We start from the raw sequence: 19,994 nt of genomic DNA, 5'->3' as shown, positions 1-19,994 counted from the left end.
ACAGTCAGATTCCATTAAGACATCAACGGGGATGCATGGCAAACGGGCCCGAATAAGGCCCGATGTTTCGGTGGTTTAGCTGGCAGGGATCATATTCTTAAGCGCCAGGCGAATCATCTCCTGGGAGTTCATACCGGCCTCGGCCACGCGGCTGACGGCCTTTGCCGCTTCCTGGGGTTTGTAGCCCAAGGTAATAAGAGCCGCTTCGGCTTCCTCTTCGGGCTTGTGCGCCGGTTCGCTGGCCGGGTTCAACGACGGCATTTCGGGCGTAATCTTGGGCATTCCTTCCAACTGGCCGAGCTTGTCGCCCATCTCGATCAGCAGCCGCTCGGCGGTCTTCTTACCGACGCCGGGAATCTTCACCAGGGCCGCCACATCGCGATTATCGACGCAACGCACAAACTGCTGCGCATCGAGACCGGAGAGAATCGCCAGCGCCATTTTGGGCCCGACCCCATTCACCTTGATCAGCATACGGAACAGATCGCGATCCAGGCGCCCGGCAAAGCCATAGAGCTTATGGGCATCCTCGCGAACGGCGAAGTGCGTGAACAGCGTGACTTCCTGGCCGGATTCGGGCAGATGAAAGAACGTCGTATACGGGATATCGAGCTCGTAGCCGAGACCGGAACAGTCGACCAGCACATGGCCGGGCATTTTCTCGATCAGTTTTCCCCGGATTTGGGCAATCACGCATTACCTCCTGTTGGGCGAACAGCTGCCGGGCCGAGAATGACAACCGCCCATCCACCGCCCGATTCTTAACGGATTCGACCGGCACGTACGCGGTTACCCGAGGCGATACGACCGATGCTCTGACTCATATGGGAGTGGCACAGGGCGATGGCCAACGCATCCGCGGCATCTTCCTGGGGCCGGCGGTTCAGCGACAGGATGCTCTGCACCATGTGCTGAACCTGCGTCTTCTCGGCGCCCCCCTTCCCCACAACGGCCTGCTTGACCTGTCGAGCGGTGTATTCATGAACCGGCAGACCGCTGTTGGCGGCCGTCACGATGGCCACACCCCGGGCCTGGCCGAGCTTGAGGGCCGAATCCGGATTGCGCGCCATAAAGACCTGCTCGATAGCAAACTCATCCGGCCGATACTGGTCGATGAGTGTTGCCAGCCCCTGGTAAATGATCTGCAAACGCTCCGCCATGGGCTTCTCTCCCATGCGAATACAGCCGCTGTCGATGTACTCCGTCACACGGCCGGCGCAGCGTATCACGCCGTAGCCGGTGATCCGCGAGCCGGGGTCCACGCCTAGAATTATGGGCACAACCGGGCTCCCGGCAAGCGCGCGGCGTCAGGCATCCAGCGCGTCCATCACGTCGGCCGGGATGTCGGCATTGGAATAGACGTTCTGCACGTCGTCCAGATCCTCCAGCATGTCGATCAGCTTGAGGATGGTCTGGGCGCTGTCCTCATCCAGGGTGACATAGGTGGCGGGCACCATGGTGACTTCGGCGTTGTCCGGCGCATGGCCCGAAGCGACGAGGGCCTCTTTCACGTCCAGGAACTGCTCCGGCAGGGTCACGATCTCGAAGGAACCGTCGTCCTGCGGCGCCACGTCCTCAGCGCCGGCTTCCAATGCGGCCTCCATCAATGCCTCTTCGTCCGTTTCCGGGCCATAAGACAGCACACCCTGGCGGGTAAACAGAAACGCCACCGAACCGTCCGTGCCGAGATTGCCGCCGAACTTGTTGAAGGCATGGCGCACCTCGGCGACGGTCCGGTTCTTGTTGTCCGTCATCGCCTCAACGAAGATCGCCACACCATTCGGGCCGTAACCTTCGTAGGTCAGCTCCTCGTAGTTGGTGTCATCCCCGCTCCCGGCGCCGCGCTCGATGGCGCGCTCCATGGTGTCCTTTTTCATGTTGGCGGTCAGCGCCTTATCAATCACCGCCCGCAGCCGCGGATTGTCCGCCGGCTCGGGACCGCCCTGACGGGCCGCCACGGTCAGCTCGCGGATCAGCTTGGTAAAGATCTTACCGCGCCTGGCATCCTGCGCTGCCTTGCGATGTTTGATATTGGACCACTTGCTATGACCGGCCATACATCACTCCTTCAATCGACGGGCCCGCCCGCGGCAACGGGCAACCGAGAGCTACCCCTATCGGGTCTCAAGCAGGCGGGCCCGGTGTACTTCAGTCTTCTTTCTTGGCGTCTCCGGCTTCAGCGCCCTTGGCAACCGCCGGCTTGCGCAGACGGATGTGCAGCTCGCGCAGCTGACGCTCGTCCACTTCGCCCGGTGCCTGAGTCATCAGGCAGGTCGCGCTCTGGGTTTTCGGGAACGCGATCACGTCACGGATGGAAGAGGCACCGGTCATCAGCATGACCAGACGGTCCAGACCGAACGCCAGGCCGCCGTGGGGCGGGCAGCCGAACTTCAGCGCATCCAGCAGGAAGCCGAACTTGGCGCGCGCTTCCTCTTCGTCGATGCCCAGGATGCGGAAGACCGCCTGCTGCATATCCTCGTTGTGGATACGGATCGAACCACCGCCCAGCTCGGTGCCGTTGAGCACCATGTCGTAGGCACGGGACAGCGCGTTGGCCGGGTCCGCCGCCAGCTCTTCCGGCGTACAGGACGGCGCGGTGAACGGGTGATGAATCGCGGTCAGGCTGCCATCGCTGCCTTCCTCGAACATCGGGAAATCGACCACCCACAGCGGCGCCCACTCGGCGGTCAGCAGGTTCAGATCGTGACCCAGCTTGACGCGCAGCGCACCCAGAGCCTCGTTGACGATGCTGGTCTTGTCCGCACCGAAGAAGACGATATCACCGTCTTCCGCGCCGACCCGTTCGATCAGTGCCTGGGCCACGTCGTCACCCAGGAACTTGATGATCGGCGACTGCAGGCCGGCCACGCCCTGGCTCAGGTCGTTGACCTTGATGTAGGCCAGACCTTTGGCGCCGTAGATGCCAACGTACTTGGTGTACTCGTCGATCTGCTTGCGGGTCAGCTCGCCACCCTTCGGCAGGCGCAGCGCGGCCACGCGACCTTTCGGGTCCTTGGCCGGGCCGGCGAAGACCTTGAAGTCGACGCTTTCCACGAGGTCGGCCACGTCGATCAGCTCCAGCGGGATACGCAGATCCGGCTTGTCGCTGCCATAGCGCTGCATGGCTTCGGCATACGGCATCCGCGGGAATTCCGGCAGATCCACCTTGAGCACGTCGCGGAACAGCTCGCGCACCATGCCTTCGGTGATGCCCATCAGGCCCTTCTCGTCGATGAACGACGCCTCGATGTCCACCTGGGTGAACTCCGGCTGACGGTCGGCGCGCAGGTCTTCGTCACGGAAGCACTTGGCGATCTGGTAGTAGCGGTCAACGCCGGACACCATCAGCAGCTGCTTGAACAGCTGCGGCGACTGCGGCAGCGCGAAGAAGGAACCGTCGTGGGTCCGGCTCGGCACCAGGTAGTCGCGGGCGCCTTCCGGCGTGGCGCGGGTCAGGATCGGCGTCTCCACGTCCATGAAGTCGTGGCTGTCCAGGTAGTTGCGGATGTAGCTGGTGACCCGCGAGCGGAAGCGCAGGCGGTTGAGCATCTCCGGGCGACGCAGGTCGACGAAGCGGTAGCGCAGGCGCACGTCCTCGCCCACGTCAACGTGCTCGTCCAGCGGGAACGGCGGCGTGGCGGCGGCGTTGAGGATGGTCAGTTCCTTACACAGCACTTCCACCTGCCCGGTCGGCATGTTGGCGTTTTCCGTACCTTGCGGACGACGACGCACACGACCGGTGATTTGGATAACGAACTCGCTGCGTACTTTCTCGGCCAGCGCGAATGCTTCGGGCGTGTCCGGATCGACAACCACCTGGGACATGCCGTCACGATCACGCAGATCCAGAAAGATAACCCCGCCATGGTCGCGGCGACGATGAACCCAGCCGCAGAGGGTCACGTCCTGATCGATGTGTGATTCGTTGATTCCACCGCAATAGTGACTGCGCATATCCATTCCTGTTAATCAGTGTTCGAAATGTGTTCGAGACTCAGCCGGCCGCCGACTCAGTCTTGCTTGTGGTTCCGGACTGACCGCTTTTCTCGGCCAGGTTCTTCTTGCTTCCGGTCTTGAAATCGGTCTCGTACCAGCCGCTTCCGGACAGGCGGAAGCCGGCGGCCGAAATTCGCTTGCGAAACGCATCCGCCTCGCACGACGGACACGCCTTGAGCGGCGCGTCACTCATCTTCTGGATCACGTCTTTCTCGAAGCCGCACGCGTCGCAGACATACTCATAAATCGGCATATTCGAATCCCCGTAACATAACCAACAGCAGCGATCTCACAGCCGCCGGAGCACCGGTCCTGCCGGCCTCGTCCGTCGTCACGGAGCGCTGATCACATCAAAGGAAAACCGCCGAGCCTGCACCGCCCTGCCAGACTGCCGACCACAATAGCCGCAGCCCCGCCCGCGAGCGGACCCATCGGTTCTTTAAAGGCCGCATATTATAAACATAACCGCCATCAAAATCAGGCCGCATCGGTACCGATTTGTACACGCTGATCGTCACCTTCAGCCGACCGGCCTGCCTGCAGTCACCGCGCGAGATGACGCTCCCGCCCTGTGACGGTAACATGTTGCCTTTTCGGGAGCCCCCACCGGGCACTCCCTGGACCAACTGGAACTGGAGAACGCTGTGTCCGCCCGCGCCGAACAGAAGCTCAAGACCCGCCGCGCCCTGATGGATGCTGCCCTGAGACAGCTCAGCGCGGAACGGGGCTTCGGCAGCCTGAGCCTGCGGGAGGTGGCCCGGGAAGCCGGCATCGCCCCCACGTCCTTCTACCGCCATTTCGCCGAACTGGACGAACTGGGCCTGGCCCTGGTGGATGAAGGCGGCGTGGCACTGCGCCAACTGATGCGCCAGGCACGCAAACGCATCGCCCGCAACGGCAGCGCCATCAACACTTCCGTCGACACCTTCATGGAGTACCTGAGCAACAACGCCAACCTGTTCCGGTTGATGCTGCGCGAGCGCACGGGGGTCTCCAAGACGTTCCGGACCGCCATACAGGCCGAGATTGACCATTTCGTAACGGAACTGGCCGACGACCTGCGACGTTTCGGGGAAGAACAGGGAAAACCGCTGGCCGAGGCGCGACTGGTCGCCGAGGCCATGGTCACACTGGTATTCAACCAGGGCGCCGAAGCCCTCGACGCGTCACCACGAGAGAAAACCGTGTTGCAGGAGAAGCTCAAGAACGAGCTGAGAATGATCCTGGTAGGCGCCCAGGCGCTGGCACGCCAGGGCGAAAAGGGATTCCGCACCTGACCGGAAAGGGTCAGGACACGGAGTTGAAGGCCGAAATGACGGGGACCAGCTTCTTGCGCATGTCCCGCAACGCCGCCTCACTGTAGGCCGCCGCAGGCACCACACCCCAGACCGGACCCGGCCACGCCGCGTCACCCTCGTAGCGCACCACGTGATGCAGATGGAGCTGCGGCACCATATTGCCCAGCGCCGCGACGTTCAGCTTGTGGCCGTCGAAGACGGTCATCAACGCCTCGCCGATGGCACTGGACTCCCGCACCAGCCGCTGCTGATCCGCCGGCGGCAGCTCGTACACTTCCCTGACTCCCACCCGTCGAGGGACGAGCAGGAGCCAGGGATAGTGGCTGTCATTCATCAATCGCAGCTCGCTCAGCTCGCTTGTGGCCAGCGGCACCGTATCTTCAGCGAGCTTCTGGTGCAGGATAAAGTCGCCTGCCCCGTCCATGCTTAGCTCCCGGTTGCGGAAAACTGAGTCTTACCTCTACCTATAGCATAGTAAACAAGGCCATGGCGCTCGACCATGTCCGGCGCATAGAGGTTACGACCGTCGAATACCACCGGATGCTTCAGTGCCTCGGCAATCGCGGCGAAGTCCGGCAGGCGGAACTCTTTCCACTCGGTGCAGATGACCAGGGCATCGGCGCCCTTCATGGCCTGCTCCTTGGTGCCACACAGCTGCAGACCCGGCTCTTCGCCGTAGATCCGCTGGGTTTCCTGCATGGCTTCCGGATCGTAGGCCTGGACCCGGGCACCGGCCTTCCAGAGCGACTCCATCAGCACACGGGAGGACGCTTCGCGCATGTCGTCGGTATTGGGCTTGAACGCCAGCCCCCACAGGGCAATGGTCTTGCCTGACAGGTCGCCGCCGAAGTAGTGGCTGACCTTGTCGAACAGCACGTGCTTCTGGGCCATGTTGACCGCCTCGACGGCGTTCAGCAGGCGCGCCTCGTAGTCGCAGTCGCGGGCCGTGCGGGACAGCGCCGTGACGTCTTTCGGGAAGCATGAGCCGCCGTAGCCGCAACCCGGATAGATGAAGTGGTAGCCAATGCGCGGATCGGAACCGATGCCACGACGCACCGCTTCGATATCCGCGCCCAGGCGCTCGGCCAGATTGGCGATCTCGTTCATGAAGCTGATCTTGGTGGCCAGCATGGCGTTGGCGGCGTACTTGGTCAGCTCGGCCGAACGCACGTCCATGAAGATCATACGGTCGTGGTTACGGTTGAACGGGTAGTAGACCTCGCGCAGGATTTCCTCCGCCTTGTCGCTTTCGGTGCCCACGACAATGCGATCCGGCTTCATGAAGTCGGCCACGGCCGCGCCTTCCTTCAGAAACTCGGGGTTGGAGACCACGTCGAAATCCAGCTCTTCGCCGCGCTTGTCCAGCTCCGCACGCAGAGCCGCTCGCACCTTGTCGGCGGTGCCAACCGGCACGGTGGATTTGTCCACGACGACCTTGTAGTCGCTCATATGCTGACCAATCGAACGGGCCACCGCCGTGACATACTGCAGGTCAGCGGAGCCGTCCTCATCCGGCGGCGTACCGACCGCGATGAACTGCACATCGCCGTGCGCGACCGCCTCAGCGGTATCGGTGGTAAACAGCAGGCGGCCTGCCGAGGCGTTATGGGCAACAATCGACTCCAGCCCCGGCTCATAGATGGGGATGATGCCGCTGCGCAGCTTGTCGATTTTTTCCGGGTCCACATCCATGCACAGGACTTCGTGGCCAACGTCAGCCAGACAGGCGCCGGTCACCAGTCCTACATACCCAGTTCCGAAGATCGTGATTTTCATGCACTCTTCCTTTTAAAGCGTTACGAATTCTGTATCAGCCTTTCTGGCGGTCCTGCCAGATCTGCTCCCAGGCCAGCGCGTTCCCGACAATGGTATCGAGGTTGTCGTAGTCGGGCTGCCAACCCAGCGTTCGGGTAATTTTCGAGTTATCCGCCATCAGCGCAGCCGGGTCCCCGGCCCGTCGCCCGGTTTCGTTAACCGGAAAATCGGAGCCGGAAAGCCGTTTCACCACGTCGATCACCTCACGCACGGTGAAGCCGCGACCGTAGCCGCAATTGAGTACATCGGACGCCCCACCCTGTTTCATATGATCCAGGGCCATGACGTGCGCCTTGGCCAGGTCTTCGACGTGGATATAATCGCGCACGCAGGTGCCATCCCGCGTGCCGTAATCGGTTCCAAAAATCTGCATGCCCTCGCGCGCGCCGGTCACACACTCGCAGGCCACTTTGATCAGGTGCGTGGCCTCCGGCGTGGCCTGCCCCAGCAGGCCGTCGGGATTGGCGCCGGCAACGTTGAAGTAACGCAGGATCACGTAGTTGAGTGAACTGGCAGCCGCCAGGTCCATGATCATGCGCTCACTCATCATTTTCGACGCGCCGTACGGGTTGATCGGCGCCAGGGGCATATCCTCGGTGAGAATCTCTGCATCGGGCATGCCATAGACCGCCGCCGTGGAGGAAAACACCATGTAGGGCACCTCGTGGCGCTCGACAGCCTTGAGAAGATTCAGGGTGTTGCGGGTGTTGTTGCTGTAGTACTTGAGCGGGTTGGCCACAGATTCCGGCACCACGATGGCCGCGGCGAAGTGCAGCACCGCCTCAAAATCGTGCGCTTCGAACAGGGCCTGCAGCGCCGCTTCGTCCGCCAGGTCACCCACGACCAGCTCACCGCAGGTGACGGCCCAGCGATGGCCGGTGGAGAGATTGTCATAGACCACAACGTCGTGCCCGGCTTCGCCCAGCTGGCGCACCACGTGACTGCCAATATAACCGGCTCCGCCGGTAACCAGAACTTTCATCGCTTTCCCTTTCCGTTCCCGATGTCAGTTGGAGCAGGAGTTGGCCCGCGCTAGCCCTGGCTGGCCGGTCCCTGCCCGTTCTCGCCCCTCTGTCCCTGGCGCTTTTGCCGGCGCTGTTCCTTGATCGCTTTTCTTCGTGCTGCAAAGAACGTGCTCATCCGGTCGCTACAGGCTTGCGCCATGACACCGGCGACCACTTCGATCTGCCAGTTCATGGCCTCGCCCTCAAGTACCCGGGCCGACGATTCGATAGCGCCCGCCTTGGGCTCCGTAGCGCCGTATACCAGTCGCGAGATACGGCTGTGAACCAGGGCACCGGCACACATGGTGCACGGCTCGATCGTCACGTAGAGCGTAGCACCGGACAGGCGATAGTTCCCCACCCGCAGCGCCGCATCACGCAGCGCACGCATTTCCGCATGGGCGGTGGGATCGCATCCGGAGATAGGCGCGTTGAACCCGGCACCGATTTCGCGGCCGTCCAACACGACGACGGCCCCAACCGGTACTTCACCGATTGAGGCCGCCTGTTCGGCCAGAGCCAGGGCACGAGTCATCCAGCGTACATCCTCTTGCGCCTGATGACTCGCCTGCTCCGTTACCATCCCGTTAAATTTCCACTCTGGTGAGCGCGACTTATTCCCACTCAATCGTGGCGGGCGGCTTGGAGGAAATGTCGTAGGTGACCCGCGATACGCCGGAAATTTCGTTGATGATCCGGCTCGACACGGTCTCAAGCAGCTCGTACGGGAGGTGTGCCCAGCGGGCGGTCATGAAATCGACCGTCTCGACCGCGCGCACGGCGATGACATATTCGTAACGGCGGGCATCGCCGACAACGCCGACCGACTTCACCGGCAGGAAGACCGCGAAGGCCTGGCTGACCTTGTGGTAATAGTCGGCACGATGCAGCTCTTCGAGGAAGATGGCATCGGCACGACGCAGGATGTCGGCATATTCCTTCTTCACCTCGCCCAGAATGCGCACACCCAGCCCCGGCCCCGGGAACGGGTGACGGTAGAGCATGTCGTAGGGCAGGCCCAGCTCCAGGCCTATGCGGCGCACCTCGTCCTTGAACAGCTCGCGCAGCGGCTCGACCAGCTTGAGCTTCATGGTCTCCGGCAACCCGCCCACATTGTGGTGGGATTTGATGACGTGAGCCTTGCCGGTCTTGGACGCGGCGGACTCGATCACGTCCGGGTAGATGGTGCCCTGGGCCAGCCAGTTGACGTCCTTGATGCGGGTAGCCTCGTCATCAAACACGTCGATGAAGGTATTGCCGATGACCTTGCGCTTCTCTTCCGGATCGGTCACGCCCTTGAGCTTGGACAGGAACAGGTCTTCGGAATCGGCGCGAATCACTTTCACGCCCATGTTGCGTGAGAACATATCCATGACCTGATCGCCCTCGTGCAGACGCAGCAGGCCGTTGTCCACGAACACGCAGGTGAGCTGGTCACCGATGGCCTTGTGCAGCAACGCCGCGGTCACGGACGAATCGACGCCACCGGACAGCCCCAGCAGCACCTTCTCGGAACCCACCTGTTCGCGAATCTGGCGCACCGCGTCGTCGACGATCTGGGCCGGGGTCCAGAGCGCTTCACAGTCGGCGATGTTCCGCACGAAGTGCTCCAGAATGCGTTTGCCCTGCAGGGTGTGGGTCACTTCCGGGTGGAACTGGACGCCGTAGAGCTTGCGCTCGACGTTCTGCATCGCGGCGATCGGTGCGCTTTCGGTGGAGGCCAGCAGCTCGAAGCCATCCGGCAAGGCCACGACCTTGTCACCATGGCTCATCCACACGTCCAGGAGGGACTCGCCCTGCTCGGTGAGGTGATCGGTGATGTCTTTCAGCAACGGCCCCTCGGCACGGACCTTGACCTGGGCATAACCAAACTCGCGCTTCTCGGAGCTGGCCACCCGGCCGCCGAGCTGCTCGGCCATCGCCTGCATGCCGTAGCAGATACCCAGCACCGGGATACCCTGGTCGAAAAGCCCTTCCGGCGGGCGCGGCCCACCCAGGTCGGTCACCGATTCGGGGCTGCCGGCGAGAATGATGCCTTTGGGACGGAACTCGGCGATGTCTTCGGCCGTGACATCGAACGCACGGATTTCACAGTAGACACCGATCTCACGAACGCGGCGGGCAATCAGCTGGGTGTACTGGGAACCAAAATCCAGGATCAGAATGCGGTGGTCATGAATGTTTTGAACCATGAAATCCTCAACTCAGAAAAAACGAACGGGGCACGAGTCAATATCCCGCACCCCGGTAGCGGACTCAAGGCGCCGGCCTCAAGTCCCGAGCGGCGAAGCGGCGCTGTCCGCTTGCCTGTCATCATTCACCGCTGGAATCAGCCGACGCGATAGTTCGGCGCTTCCTTGGTGATGGTCACGTCGTGGACGTGGCTCTCACGCATGCCCGCGTTGGTGATGCGCGAGAACTGCGGCCGTGTACGCATCTCGTCCATGTTGGCGCAACCGGTGTAACCCATGGAAGCGCGCACGCCGCCCATCAGCTGATGCACGATGGCGCGCATCGGGCCTTTGCAGGCCACGCGACCCTCAATACCTTCCGGCACCAGCTTCTCGACACCCTCGCTGGCATCCTGGAAGTAACGGTCGCTGGAGCCCTGCCCCATCGCTCCCAGGGAGCCCATGCCACGATACGCCTTGTAGCTACGGCCCTGGTAAAGCTCAACTTCACCCGGTGCTTCGTCGGTACCGGCCAGCAGGCTGCCAACCATAACGCTGTAGGCGCCGGCCGCCAGGGCCTTGGCCAGGTCACCGGAGAAACGGACGCCGCCATCGGCGATCAGCGGAACACCGCGATCCTTCAGCGCCGCCGCGACATTGGAAACGGCGGTAATCTGAGGCACGCCGATACCGGCGACGATGCGAGTGGTACAGATGGAACCGGGGCCGATACCCACCTTGACCGCGTCCGCGCCGGCGTCCGCCAAAGCCAGAGCCGCCTCGGCAGTGGCAATGTTGCCGCCAATCACCTGGACATCCGGATACTTCTCCTTGGTCCAGCGAACACGCTCGATCACGCCGCGGGAATGGCCGTGGGCGGTGTCGATCACGACCACGTCAACGCCGGCTTCCACCAGCGCCGCGAGTCGTGCTTCGGTGTCACCACCGGTACCCACCGCAGCGCCGACACGCAGGCGACCCTGCTCGTCTTTGCAGGCCAGCGGGTAATCCTTGGCTTTCTGGATATCCTTGACGGTGATCAGGCCACGCAGCTGGAAATCGTCGTTGACCACCAGCACCTTCTCGATGCGATGACGGTGCAGCAGGTTCTTGACCTCGTCGAGGCTGGCGCCTTCTTTGGCGGTGACCAGTTTTTCCTTGGGGGTCATGATATCGGACACCCGGGTATCCAGACCGCTTTCGAAACGGATGTCGCGACCGGTGACGATACCCACCAGGTCACGACCGTCCACCACCGGCAGGCCGGAGATGCTGTTGGCGGCGGTGATGTCGATCAGCTCGCGTACCGTGGTATCGGGCGAGACCGTGATCGGGTCTTTCACCACACCGCTCTCGTATTTCTTGACCTTGCGAACGGCAGCGGCCTGCTGCTCGACGCTCATGTTCTTGTGGATGATGCCAATCCCGCCTTCCTGCGCCATGGCGATGGCCAGATCGGAACCGGTGACGGTGTCCATGGCCGCAGAGACCAGGGGAATGTTCAGGGAAATGCCCTTCGTCAGCTGCGTCTCAAGGCTGACATCCTTGGGCAGGACTTCGGAATAACCGGGAACGAGGAGGACGTCATCGAACGTGAGGGCTTCTTCGGCAATACGCAGCATGGGACCCGCCTTAATCTAACGTGCTAAATTTCCGGGAGGCCTGTCCCTGAAGACGCCGGCACTGGAATTGGAAAGGCAGGTCCGGCAGCTATCAGGGAATTCAGATAAAACAAACGCTTCAGCACCTGTATCCAGCTGGCCCGAGAGGGTTCGATTTCCGGTCGGGACTGGAGGAGTTGCCGAAGCGTGTTTATCATCGCTCCCTTTAATCGATCTATTATATGAGGGTGTGAATGTACAGACAACCTGCATTATCACCCTGTTTTATTGCATCCTTTTGAAATTGCGCCTGTTTTAACCACCAAGGTTCTCGGAAAACCCCTATATATTATGGATATAACCGCCACCGCCTCACGCCCGCGCGCGCTTTCCGTCAGCGAGCTGAACCACCAGGTACGACATCTGCTGGAGGTCAGTTTCCTGCAGGTGTGGGTGGAGGGCGAGCTGTCGTCCTTCTCGCGCCCGGCATCAGGACACTGGTATTTCACCCTCAAGGACGCCAAGAGCCAGGTACGCTGCGCCATGTTCCGCGGGCACAACCAGAAAATCGGCACCCGCCCCAAGGAAGGCGACCAGGTGCTGATCCGGGGCAAGGTCACGCTGTACGAGAGCCGGGGCGATTACCAGATCATCGCCGAGAGCCTGGAGCCCGCCGGTCTCGGCGCCCTGCAGCAAGCCTTCGAAGCGCTCAAGCAGAAGCTGCAGGCGGAAGGTCTTTTTGAGGACAGCCGCAAGAAAGCCCTGCCCGCCGTGCCACGCCATATTGGCGTCGTTACCTCCCCCACCGGGGCCGCCGTGCATGACATTCTGACGGTGCTCAAGCGTCGCTGCCCGGGGATTCCGGTCACCCTCTACCCGACGTCGGTCCAGGGCGCCGGTGCCGCGGACGAGATCGTCGCCGCCATCGACAACGCCCAGCGTCACGGCGTCGCGGATGTGCTGATCGTCGGTCGCGGCGGCGGCTCGCTGGAAGACCTGTGGCCGTTCAACGAAGAGAAGGTAGCCCGCGCCCTCGCCGGCTGCGCCCTGCCCACGGTCAGCGCCGTGGGCCACGAGGTCGACTTTAGCATCGCCGATTTCGTCGCCGATCTGCGCGCGCCCACGCCCTCCGCCGCGGCCGAGCATCTGGCGCCGGACCAGAGCGCCTGGCAGCGCACGCTCGACCAGCAATTCCATCGCCTGGACAGCGTCATGCGCCGCCTGCTGCGCCACGCCAGCCAGCAGTTGGGCCACCTGGGTCAACGGTTGCGCGATCCGCGCCGCGAGCTGCAGATGCACCAGCAGCGCCTGGATGAACTTGATCTGCGGCTGCAGGGTGTCCTCGGCCAGCGCCTTGAGCGCCTGCAAGGCCAGGTGCAGCAACAGCGACAGCGGCTCGACGCCCAGAACCCGCAGCGCCTGCTCAACGACCGACTGACCACGACTCGCCAGCTGGGAGAACGCCTCAGCCGCGCCATCGGCTGGCGCCTGACCGAACAGAAAGAACGACTGACTCACGCCGGGCAATCCCTGCACCTGGTCAGCCCACTGGCCACCCTGGATCGCGGTTACGCCATCGTCGGCACGCCGGAGAAATCCGTAATTCGCCGCGCCTCCGATCTTTATGCCGGCGACGGCATCACCGCCCGCCTGGGCGAGGGGTCGATCGAGGCAATGGTGACCGCCGTTCACCCGGACGACACGCCCGCCAGGCCGCTCGACGACGACTGATCCGGCGGGCCGGGCAGCGCGGTTTTCCGGCGCGCCAGCGATGCCTGGCCGCCGTTAGCCCATTGTCTAGTGGCGACTAAAAAACAACCACCTAAAGTGGAGGAAAACCGTCCTTCACAATGCCGATAATAAGCGAGGTGGTTCCATGAGTTACCGTGACGAATTTCGCGCGTCCATTGATCAGCCGGAAGCCTTCTGGAAGGAAAAAGCCCGGCAGATCGACTGGATGCGGCCACCACAACGAATCCTCACCCAGAGCGACGAGCACACTTACACCTGGTTCGAGGACGGTGAACTCAACACCTGCGACCTGGCCCTCGACGCTCACATCCGCAACGGTCGCGGCGACCAGGCCGCGCTGGTTTACGACTCGCCGGTCACGGGTCAGAAACAGACCTTCACCTACGACGAACTGACTGACCGGGTGGCGCGCTTCGCCGGTGCCCTGGCCGAGCAGGGCGTCAGCAAGGGTGACCGCGTGATCATCTACATGCCCATGATCCCGGAAGCCGTCATCGGCATGCTGGCCTGCGCCCGACTTGGCGCCATCCACTCGGTGGTGTTCGGCGGATTTGCGGCCCACGAACTGGCCGTACGCATCGACGACGCCCGTCCGAAAGTAATCCTGACCGCATCCTGCGGTATCGAAGTGCAGAAGGTGATTCCCTACAAACCGCTGGTGGACGCGGCCATCGATGAGGCCCAGCACAAGCCCCAGTGCTGCATTGTGCTGGCACGGCCGCAAGTGGAAGCAACGCTGGTCAGCGGTCGCGATCTCGACTGGCACGAACAGGAAGCCCAGGCCAGCCCCGTAGACCCTGTGCCGGTGAAATCCGGCGATCCGCTCTACATCCTCTACACCTCCGGCACCACCGGCAAACCCAAGGGCGTGGTGCGGGACAACGGCGGCCACGCGGTGGCCATGCGCTACAGCATGTCGCTGGTCTACGGCGCCAAGCCCGGCGACGTGTTCTGGGCAGCGTCGGACGTCGGCTGGGTCGTGGGCCACAGCTACATCGTCTACGGGCCGCTGATTACCGGCTGCACCACCATTCTCTACGAAGGCAAACCGGTGAAGACGCCGGATGCCGGGGCTTTCTGGCGCGTCTGTGCCGATCACCGGGTTAACATCCTGTTCACCGCGCCCACCGCCTTCCGGGCCGTGCGCAAGGAAGATCCGGAAGCGGACGAACTGCTCAAGTACGATATTTCGTCCCTGCACCGCATCCTGCTGGCCGGCGAGCGGCTCGATCCACCGACCTATGACTGGCTTCGAGAGAAGACCGGACTGCCGGTACTCGACCACTGGTGGCAAACCGAAACCGGCTGGGCCATCTGCTGTAACCCGGTGGGGCTGCAGACCCTGCCCACCAAACCCGGCTCGGCGACCATGCCGTCCCCCGGCTACAACGTGCGGATACTGGATTTCAACGGCACCCCGCTACCGCCCGGAGAGCAAGGCCTGGTGGCGGTAGGGCTGCCGCTGCCGCCAGGCTGCCTGAGCGGCATCTGGGGCGATCAGGCACGTTTCGTCAAAACCTACCTCGCCCCGATGCCTGGCTACTACAGTTCCGGTGACGGCGGCTTCATCGACGAGGATGGCTACGTCTTCATCATGGGACGCACCGACGACGTCATCAACGTGGCCGGGCACCGGCTATCGACGGGTGAAATGGAGGAAGTGGTGGCCTCCCACCCGGCCGTGGCGGAGTGCTGTGTGATCGGCGTGCAGGATGAGATGCGCGGGCAGGTGCCGGTGGGCCTGGTGTTGCTCAAGGACGGCGCCACCATCGAGCAGGACGAACTGGAGGAAGAGCTGGTGGACATGGTGCGGGAACGCATCGGCGCGGTGGCCTTTTTCCGCCGCGCCATGATCGTCGACCGCCTGCCCAAGACGCGTTCCGGCAAGATCCTCAGGCGTGTGCTGCGCAGCATCGCCGACGGCGATGACTATTCAGTGCCGTCGACCATCGACGACCCGGCCATCCTCGGTGACATTGAAGACCGTTTCAGGCGCTGATCGCCGGGTTGCGCTGAACCTGTTGAAAAAGAACAAACTTTCGGTCCGGGCGAGCACCCCGGTCAAATCGGCGCTTACCCGGACCGAAAACAGCAAAAAAGCACCGAACTCCCCGGAAATACCTGTTTTTTGGGCCGAATATTTTCTTTGACGGCCTTTGATCAAGGTCTATACTGAATTTGCTGTGGAAAGACAGCGGTATTCTGTGAAAGCGTTACCACGGTCAGCTTGAATTGCTCTGCGTTGGTCCCTTCCTCGGTACTCTCTGTTGAATCTCAGCACATCCGCTTTTTCTCCGGAAAAGGCCTACCCCGTAACGGGCTTCAATCTCAGAAATACAGGAAAGAAGATAAATGTCGGATACCAAAACTGGCCATGTAAAGTGGTTCAATGAAGCTAAGGGCTTTGGTTTTATTGCTCAGGAAGGCGGCAGTGACGTTTTCGTTCACTACAGCGCCATTAACGCGAGTGGCTTCCGTACACTGGCTGAAGGTCAACAGGTGCAGTTTACTGTGACCCAGGGACCGAAGGGACCTCAGGCGGAAAATGTAACCCCGCTGTGACCCGCATGATTTGGCCGGTCACCTTCGTGGCATGGCTGGCCCATAAAAAAGCCGACACTCCGGTGTCGGCTTTTTCGTGTCTGCCCCGCTGATCAGGCCGTTGCGCGCCCCGCGCTACCCGACTCAGCGACGGCCACGTGGTTGGCCACCGCCGACAACAGCGCCTGCATGATGGCCGACGTGGTGTCCTCGGCCAGCGCCGCGGCACTGTGCGGCTCACCGTTCACCTGGATACGGATGCAGGCCATGGCGTTGGCATTGGTGCCCTCGCCCAGCGCGAACTCATCGTAGGCCTCCACCGCCAGGGTCACGCCAAAGCGCTCCTCCAGCGCTGCCGCCACGGCTTCCACCGCACCCAGACCGGCGCCGGAGAGCTTCTCGCGCTGCTCTTCGCCAATCTCAATGGTGGCCTTCACGCTTTCATCGGTGCGATGCAGGTCGTAGGCCCGCAGACGCCAGTCCGGACGTACCGCCAGGTACTTCTCCTCGAACAGCCGGTGGATGGTATCGGAATCCACCTCGCCGCCTTCGGTTTCCGCGGCATTCTGCACCACCTTGGAGAATTCGATCTGCAGCCAGCGGGGCATCGCGATGTTGTAATCCCTCTCCAGGACATAGGCCACGCCGCCCTTGCCGGACTGACTGTTGATGCGCACCACTTCCTCGTAACGACGCCCCAGATCGCGCGGATCAATCGGCAGATACGCGATTTCCCACTTGTCGCCTTCGCTGTAGGTGGACAGGCATTTGCGGATTGCATCCTGGTGACTGCCTGAGAAGGCGGTGAAAACCAGCTCGCCGGCGTACGGATGACGCGGATGCGTCGGAATCTCGGTACAGGCTTCGACCACATCGGTGATCTCGGCCATGCCGGACAGATCCAGCTTGGGATCGATGCCCTGGGAGTACACGTTCATGGCCATGGTGACCAGATCCATGTTACCGGTGCGCTCGCCGTTGCCCATCAAGGTGCCTTCCACCCGGTCGGCACCAGCCATGACCGCCAGCTCGGCGGCGGCAACACCACAGCCCCGGTCGTTGTGGGTGTGCACGCTGATCTGGATGTGCTCGCGGTACTTGACGTTGTCGCAGACCCACTCGATCTGGTCGGCAAACACGTTCGGCGTGGCCATCTCCACCGTCGCCGGGAGGTTGATGATGACCGGTTGGCCCTGATCCGGACGCCAGACATCGTTGACCGCATCCACCACCTCGACGGCAAAATCCAGTTCGGTGCCGGTGAAACTCTCCGGCGAATACTGGAAAGTCCAGTTGGTGTTGGGCTCTTTCTCCGCGTGCGCCTTGACGATGCGCGCGCCGTTCACCGCGATCTCCTTGATGCCCTCACGATCCATGCGGAAAACCTTCTCCCGCTGCACCGTGGAGGTGGAGTTATAGACGTGAACGATCGCATTCCTGGCGCCCTTCAAGGCTTCGTAGGTCCGTGCAATCAATTCCGGACGCGCCTGGGTCAGCACCTGGATGTGCACGTCGTCCGGCACACGGTCCTCTTCGATGAGCTTGCGGCAGAAATCGAAGTCCGGCTGGCTCGCGGCGGGGAAACCGATCTCAATCTCTTTCATGCCGATCTTGACCAGCAAGTCGAACAGGCGCTGCTTCTGCGCCACCGACATCGGCTTGACTAGCGCCTGGTTACCATCCCGCAGGTCAACGGCACACCAGGTCGGCGCGTGTTGGATAACCTGGTCGGGCCAGCGACGGTCGGTCTTGCGTACCGGCTGGAAGGCAACGTATTTGCGATGATCGAAAGCCATGATGATTCCTTGCTGGTTCAAGTGAAATAAAGGCCCGCCTGTTTACGGGCTCGGTATCCTGTGTTCCGTGTCCTGCGGCTTTTGGCCTGGACATGCACCGGGTCAGCGCTTGGCTGCCGACATCCCCTCACCCCGGATCGGTGGCGGGGACTGTCGACAACGAGATACAGGATAGGAAAACACAAGCGCAATGTGCTTGCTAATTTTCTCCGATTACCGCCATGATTGGTAGACCCTGCCACCAAATCAATCGAACTTGGCATTTTCTATCATGAGCGACAAAAACCTGATCAAACTCGATCGTATTGACCGTAAAATCCTCGATGAATTGCAACGCCACGGCGAGCTGAGCAACCAGGAGCTGTCGGAGCGGGTGGGCCTGTCGCCGTCGCCCTGCTCCCGCCGCGTACGGGCACTGGAGGACGCCGGTATCATCCTGCGCCGGGTGACGGTGCTTGACCACAAGAAGCTGGGGCTGGCGTTGACGGCGATCATCCTGATCGGGATGGACCGTCATACGCCGGAGCGCTTCGAGGCTTTCGAACGACAGGTGGGCGAGTACCCCGAAGTGCAGGAATGCTACCTGATCACCGGCCAGGACGCGGACTACATGCTGAAAGTGGTGGTGCCGGACATGGACGTCTACCACGAGTTCCTGCTCAACAAGATCACCCGGATCCAGGGGGTCAGCGGCGTCCACTCCAGCTTCGTGCTGCGGCGTGTGATCGACAGCACCGCCCTGCCGCTGGGCTACCTGTAAACCGCAGGGCGTCGCGCATCAGCGTTGCGGGCGTGGGACCGGCGGCTTGCCGGACTGGTTCACCCAGATCAGATCGTCCACCGGATAGCCGGCATCCCGCGCTTGGGCCACCAGGCGCTGCCGGGTCGGCTCGTCCAGGGTCGGTTTCCGCGACAGGATCCACAGGTAATCCCGGTCCGGCCCGGTCACCAGGGAGTACTGGTAACCCTGCTTGTCCAGCGCCATCACGACATAACTGGCGTAAAACGGCCCGAAGAAGGACACCTTCAGGTGCGCGGTCTCAGGCTCGCCCACAAATTTGGCGACACCGTCGGCCCGCTCCCATTGGCCCTCTTCCGCATTGAAACCCTCGTTCAGGACATCGATGCTGCCGTCTTCGTTCTCGGTGTAGGTCGCCTGCACGTAGCTCAACCCCTCTTCGAAGGGATGCGACAAGCGGGCGATTTCATACCAGGTGCCCAGGTATCGGTCGGGCTGGAAACCCGTGACCGGCTGAACGCGATCTGGCACGCCGGTGCAACCGGCCAACAGCACAACCAGAAACAGTGAAAGGGGGTATTTGAGGCTGACAGCCACCGGGAGACTCCTTTTGGTCAAGATTCCATCCTCAAGCCAGTCAGCGAGAGGGTTAGTCTGGAGAAGACGTTCAATCTTCAAGCGCATGGAGGTACGCCCGGACCATCCGTTTCAGTTCATCCAGCAAGGCCCGCCCGCTTGACTCAGGCAAAGTCATGGCCAGCCTCAGCAGACTGCCGCACGCACGGGGCAGCATCATGCTGGCCGCGTGACGGCGCGCCACCGGCAGGTCCGGGAAATGTCTCGCCAGGTAGACATCCAGATCCGCCGCGTTGGCCCGGAGCTCATCAAGATCCAGCGCCTGCAGCTCCGGCATGGCTTCAACGCCCGCCCAGATGGCCTGGTAGGCCGGCTCTTCGCGGTAGAAGGCGAAGTAAACCTCCAACAGCGTTTCCGCCACGGTGTCGGGCCGGCACGCGGCCAGACGCTCACGCAGAACGTGTTCCAGCCGGACCACATGACGCTCGGCGATGGCACGGACGACCGCCGACTTGTTGGGGAAATAGCGATAGAGTGACGCCAGGGACATGTCAGCGCTGCGGGCAATGGCGGACATGCTGGTGCCATCCACCCCGGACTCATGGAAGATCCGCGAGGCATGTTCGAGAATGGCTTCCACCCGCTCCCGACTGCGCGCCTGTCGGGGCGTCCGCCGCTGGCTATGTTCACTGGCGTGAGTCATGG

20 protein-coding genes are annotated in these 19,994 nt (G+C 62.2%); 6 read left to right on the top strand and 14 right to left on the bottom strand.

The window, feature by feature from the left end; translation table 11 throughout:
- Positions 1-75: 75 nt before the first annotated feature.
- The 5 genes from ruvA to DKK67_RS08440 all read right to left on the bottom strand — a co-directional run bounded on the left by ruvA (position 76) and on the right by DKK67_RS08440 (position 4,249).
- Complete coding sequence (gene ruvA, locus DKK67_RS08460) at positions 76-693, bottom strand: Holliday junction branch migration protein RuvA (protein ID WP_111495931.1); 618 nt, start codon at positions 691-693, stop codon at positions 76-78.
- Positions 694-761: 68 nt separating this feature from the next.
- Positions 762-1,280 (bottom strand): crossover junction endodeoxyribonuclease RuvC, encoded by a 519-nt coding sequence (gene ruvC / locus DKK67_RS08455; RefSeq protein WP_111495930.1) that lies wholly within the window; start codon positions 1,278-1,280, stop codon positions 762-764.
- Positions 1,281-1,307: 27 nt separating this feature from the next.
- The gene (locus tag DKK67_RS08450; RefSeq protein WP_111495929.1) at positions 1,308-2,057 is read right to left on the bottom strand and encodes a YebC/PmpR family DNA-binding transcriptional regulator; all 750 of its coding nucleotides are present in this window, start codon (positions 2,055-2,057) and stop codon (positions 1,308-1,310) included.
- A 91-nt stretch (positions 2,058-2,148) separates the two neighbouring features.
- Entirely contained in the window at positions 2,149-3,954 is a 1,806-nt protein-coding gene (gene aspS, locus DKK67_RS08445; protein WP_111495928.1) for an aspartate--tRNA ligase, read from the bottom strand.
- A gap of 40 nt (positions 3,955-3,994) precedes the next feature.
- Entirely contained in the window at positions 3,995-4,249 is a 255-nt protein-coding gene (locus DKK67_RS08440) for an FmdB family zinc ribbon protein (protein ID WP_111495927.1), read from the bottom strand.
- A gap of 391 nt (positions 4,250-4,640) precedes the next feature.
- Between DKK67_RS08440 and fabR the strand changes: the two genes are divergently transcribed.
- Positions 4,641-5,273, top strand: a complete 633-nt coding sequence (gene fabR, locus DKK67_RS08435) for an HTH-type transcriptional repressor FabR (RefSeq protein ID WP_111495926.1) — start codon at positions 4,641-4,643, stop codon at positions 5,271-5,273.
- A 10-nt stretch (positions 5,274-5,283) separates the two neighbouring features.
- On the opposite strand, the gene DKK67_RS08430 is transcribed toward fabR, so the two are convergent.
- The 6 genes from DKK67_RS08430 to guaB all read right to left on the bottom strand — a co-directional run bounded on the left by DKK67_RS08430 (position 5,284) and on the right by guaB (position 11,906).
- Entirely contained in the window at positions 5,284-5,718 is a 435-nt protein-coding gene (locus DKK67_RS08430) for an HIT domain-containing protein (protein WP_111495925.1), read from the bottom strand.
- A gap of 2 nt (positions 5,719-5,720) precedes the next feature.
- The gene (locus tag DKK67_RS08425) at positions 5,721-7,070 is read right to left on the bottom strand and encodes a UDP-glucose dehydrogenase family protein (RefSeq protein WP_111495924.1); all 1,350 of its coding nucleotides are present in this window, start codon (positions 7,068-7,070) and stop codon (positions 5,721-5,723) included.
- A gap of 34 nt (positions 7,071-7,104) precedes the next feature.
- Positions 7,105-8,091 carry a UDP-glucose 4-epimerase GalE gene (gene galE, locus DKK67_RS08420; RefSeq protein WP_111495923.1) on the bottom strand — a complete coding sequence of 329 codons (987 nt, stop codon included), beginning with the start codon at positions 8,089-8,091 and terminating at the stop codon, positions 7,105-7,107.
- 50 nt (positions 8,092-8,141) lie between these two features.
- Positions 8,142-8,648, bottom strand: a complete 507-nt coding sequence (tadA, locus tag DKK67_RS08415; protein ID WP_407657813.1) for a tRNA adenosine(34) deaminase TadA — start codon at positions 8,646-8,648, stop codon at positions 8,142-8,144.
- A 79-nt stretch (positions 8,649-8,727) separates the two neighbouring features.
- On the bottom strand, positions 8,728-10,305 hold the full coding sequence (gene guaA, locus DKK67_RS08410; protein ID WP_111495921.1) for a glutamine-hydrolyzing GMP synthase: 1,578 nt from the start codon (positions 10,303-10,305) through the stop codon (positions 8,728-8,730).
- Positions 10,306-10,442: 137 nt separating this feature from the next.
- Positions 10,443-11,906 carry an IMP dehydrogenase gene (gene guaB, locus DKK67_RS08405; RefSeq protein ID WP_111495920.1) on the bottom strand — a complete coding sequence of 488 codons (1,464 nt, stop codon included), beginning with the start codon at positions 11,904-11,906 and terminating at the stop codon, positions 10,443-10,445.
- Between the two features lie 330 nt (positions 11,907-12,236).
- On the opposite strand from guaB, the gene xseA reads away from it, so the two are divergent.
- The 4 genes from xseA (at position 12,237) to DKK67_RS08390 (ending at position 16,199) form a co-directional block, all read left to right on the top strand.
- Positions 12,237-13,616, top strand: a complete 1,380-nt coding sequence (gene xseA, locus DKK67_RS08400; RefSeq protein WP_111495919.1) for an exodeoxyribonuclease VII large subunit — start codon at positions 12,237-12,239, stop codon at positions 13,614-13,616.
- 145 nt (positions 13,617-13,761) lie between these two features.
- A complete protein-coding gene (locus tag DKK67_RS08395) occupies positions 13,762-15,636 on the top strand; it encodes a propionyl-CoA synthetase (protein WP_111495918.1) in 1,875 nt (624 codons plus the stop codon).
- The gene (locus DKK67_RS21560) at positions 15,608-15,787 is read left to right on the top strand and encodes a hypothetical protein (protein ID WP_162628690.1); all 180 of its coding nucleotides are present in this window, start codon (positions 15,608-15,610) and stop codon (positions 15,785-15,787) included. The genes DKK67_RS08395 and DKK67_RS21560 overlap by 29 nt, the downstream gene beginning before the upstream one ends.
- 202 nt (positions 15,788-15,989) lie before the next feature.
- Entirely contained in the window at positions 15,990-16,199 is a 210-nt protein-coding gene (locus tag DKK67_RS08390) for a cold-shock protein (protein ID WP_111495917.1), read from the top strand.
- 92 nt (positions 16,200-16,291) lie between these two features.
- On the opposite strand, the gene leuA is transcribed toward DKK67_RS08390, so the two are convergent.
- Positions 16,292-17,974 carry a 2-isopropylmalate synthase gene (leuA, locus tag DKK67_RS08385; RefSeq protein WP_111495916.1) on the bottom strand — a complete coding sequence of 561 codons (1,683 nt, stop codon included), beginning with the start codon at positions 17,972-17,974 and terminating at the stop codon, positions 16,292-16,294.
- 271 nt (positions 17,975-18,245) lie between these two features.
- Here leuA and DKK67_RS08380 point away from each other — a divergent pair, with 271 nt between their 5' ends.
- Entirely contained in the window at positions 18,246-18,734 is a 489-nt protein-coding gene (locus DKK67_RS08380; RefSeq protein ID WP_111495915.1) for an Lrp/AsnC family transcriptional regulator, read from the top strand.
- A gap of 18 nt (positions 18,735-18,752) precedes the next feature.
- Here DKK67_RS08380 and DKK67_RS08375 read toward each other — a convergent pair whose 3' ends face one another.
- Positions 18,753-19,310 carry a lipocalin family protein gene (locus tag DKK67_RS08375; RefSeq protein WP_228160549.1) on the bottom strand — a complete coding sequence of 186 codons (558 nt, stop codon included), beginning with the start codon at positions 19,308-19,310 and terminating at the stop codon, positions 18,753-18,755.
- 70 nt (positions 19,311-19,380) lie between these two features.
- Complete coding sequence (locus DKK67_RS08370) at positions 19,381-19,992, bottom strand: TetR/AcrR family transcriptional regulator (protein WP_111495913.1); 612 nt, start codon at positions 19,990-19,992, stop codon at positions 19,381-19,383.
- Between the last annotated feature and the right edge of the window lie 2 nt (positions 19,993-19,994).

It is taken from the genome of Marinobacter bohaiensis, from assembly GCF_003258515.1.
In the GTDB taxonomy this organism is placed as follows: Bacteria; Pseudomonadota; Gammaproteobacteria; order Pseudomonadales; family Oleiphilaceae; genus Marinobacter_A; species Marinobacter_A bohaiensis.
This window is presented reverse-complemented; position numbering and strand designations above follow the sequence as displayed.

Coding starts and splice junctions, on each gene's coding strand:
- DKK67_RS08395 (WP_111495918.1), top strand. CDS start 13,762: ATGAGTTACCGTGACGAATTTCGCGCGTCCATTGATCAGCCGGAAGCC.
- tadA (WP_407657813.1), bottom strand. CDS start 8,648: ATGACTCGTGCCCTGGCTCTGGCCGAACAGGCGGCCTCAATCGGTGAA.
- DKK67_RS08440 (WP_111495927.1), bottom strand. CDS start 4,249: ATGCCGATTTATGAGTATGTCTGCGACGCGTGCGGCTTCGAGAAAGAC.
- aspS (WP_111495928.1), bottom strand. CDS start 3,954: ATGCGCAGTCACTATTGCGGTGGAATCAACGAATCACACATCGATCAG.
- leuA (WP_111495916.1), bottom strand. CDS start 17,974: ATGGCTTTCGATCATCGCAAATACGTTGCCTTCCAGCCGGTACGCAAG.
- galE (WP_111495923.1), bottom strand. CDS start 8,091: ATGAAAGTTCTGGTTACCGGCGGAGCCGGTTATATTGGCAGTCACGTG.
- DKK67_RS08430 (WP_111495925.1), bottom strand. CDS start 5,718: ATGGACGGGGCAGGCGACTTTATCCTGCACCAGAAGCTCGCTGAAGAT.
- DKK67_RS08380 (WP_111495915.1), top strand. CDS start 18,246: ATGAGCGACAAAAACCTGATCAAACTCGATCGTATTGACCGTAAAATC.
- DKK67_RS08370 (WP_111495913.1), bottom strand. CDS start 19,992: ATGACTCACGCCAGTGAACATAGCCAGCGGCGGACGCCCCGACAGGCG.
- DKK67_RS08450 (WP_111495929.1), bottom strand. CDS start 2,057: ATGGCCGGTCATAGCAAGTGGTCCAATATCAAACATCGCAAGGCAGCG.
- guaA (WP_111495921.1), bottom strand. CDS start 10,305: ATGGTTCAAAACATTCATGACCACCGCATTCTGATCCTGGATTTTGGT.
- DKK67_RS08390 (WP_111495917.1), top strand. CDS start 15,990: ATGTCGGATACCAAAACTGGCCATGTAAAGTGGTTCAATGAAGCTAAG.
- guaB (WP_111495920.1), bottom strand. CDS start 11,906: ATGCTGCGTATTGCCGAAGAAGCCCTCACGTTCGATGACGTCCTCCTC.
- xseA (WP_111495919.1), top strand. CDS start 12,237: ATGGATATAACCGCCACCGCCTCACGCCCGCGCGCGCTTTCCGTCAGC.
- DKK67_RS08425 (WP_111495924.1), bottom strand. CDS start 7,070: ATGAAAATCACGATCTTCGGAACTGGGTATGTAGGACTGGTGACCGGC.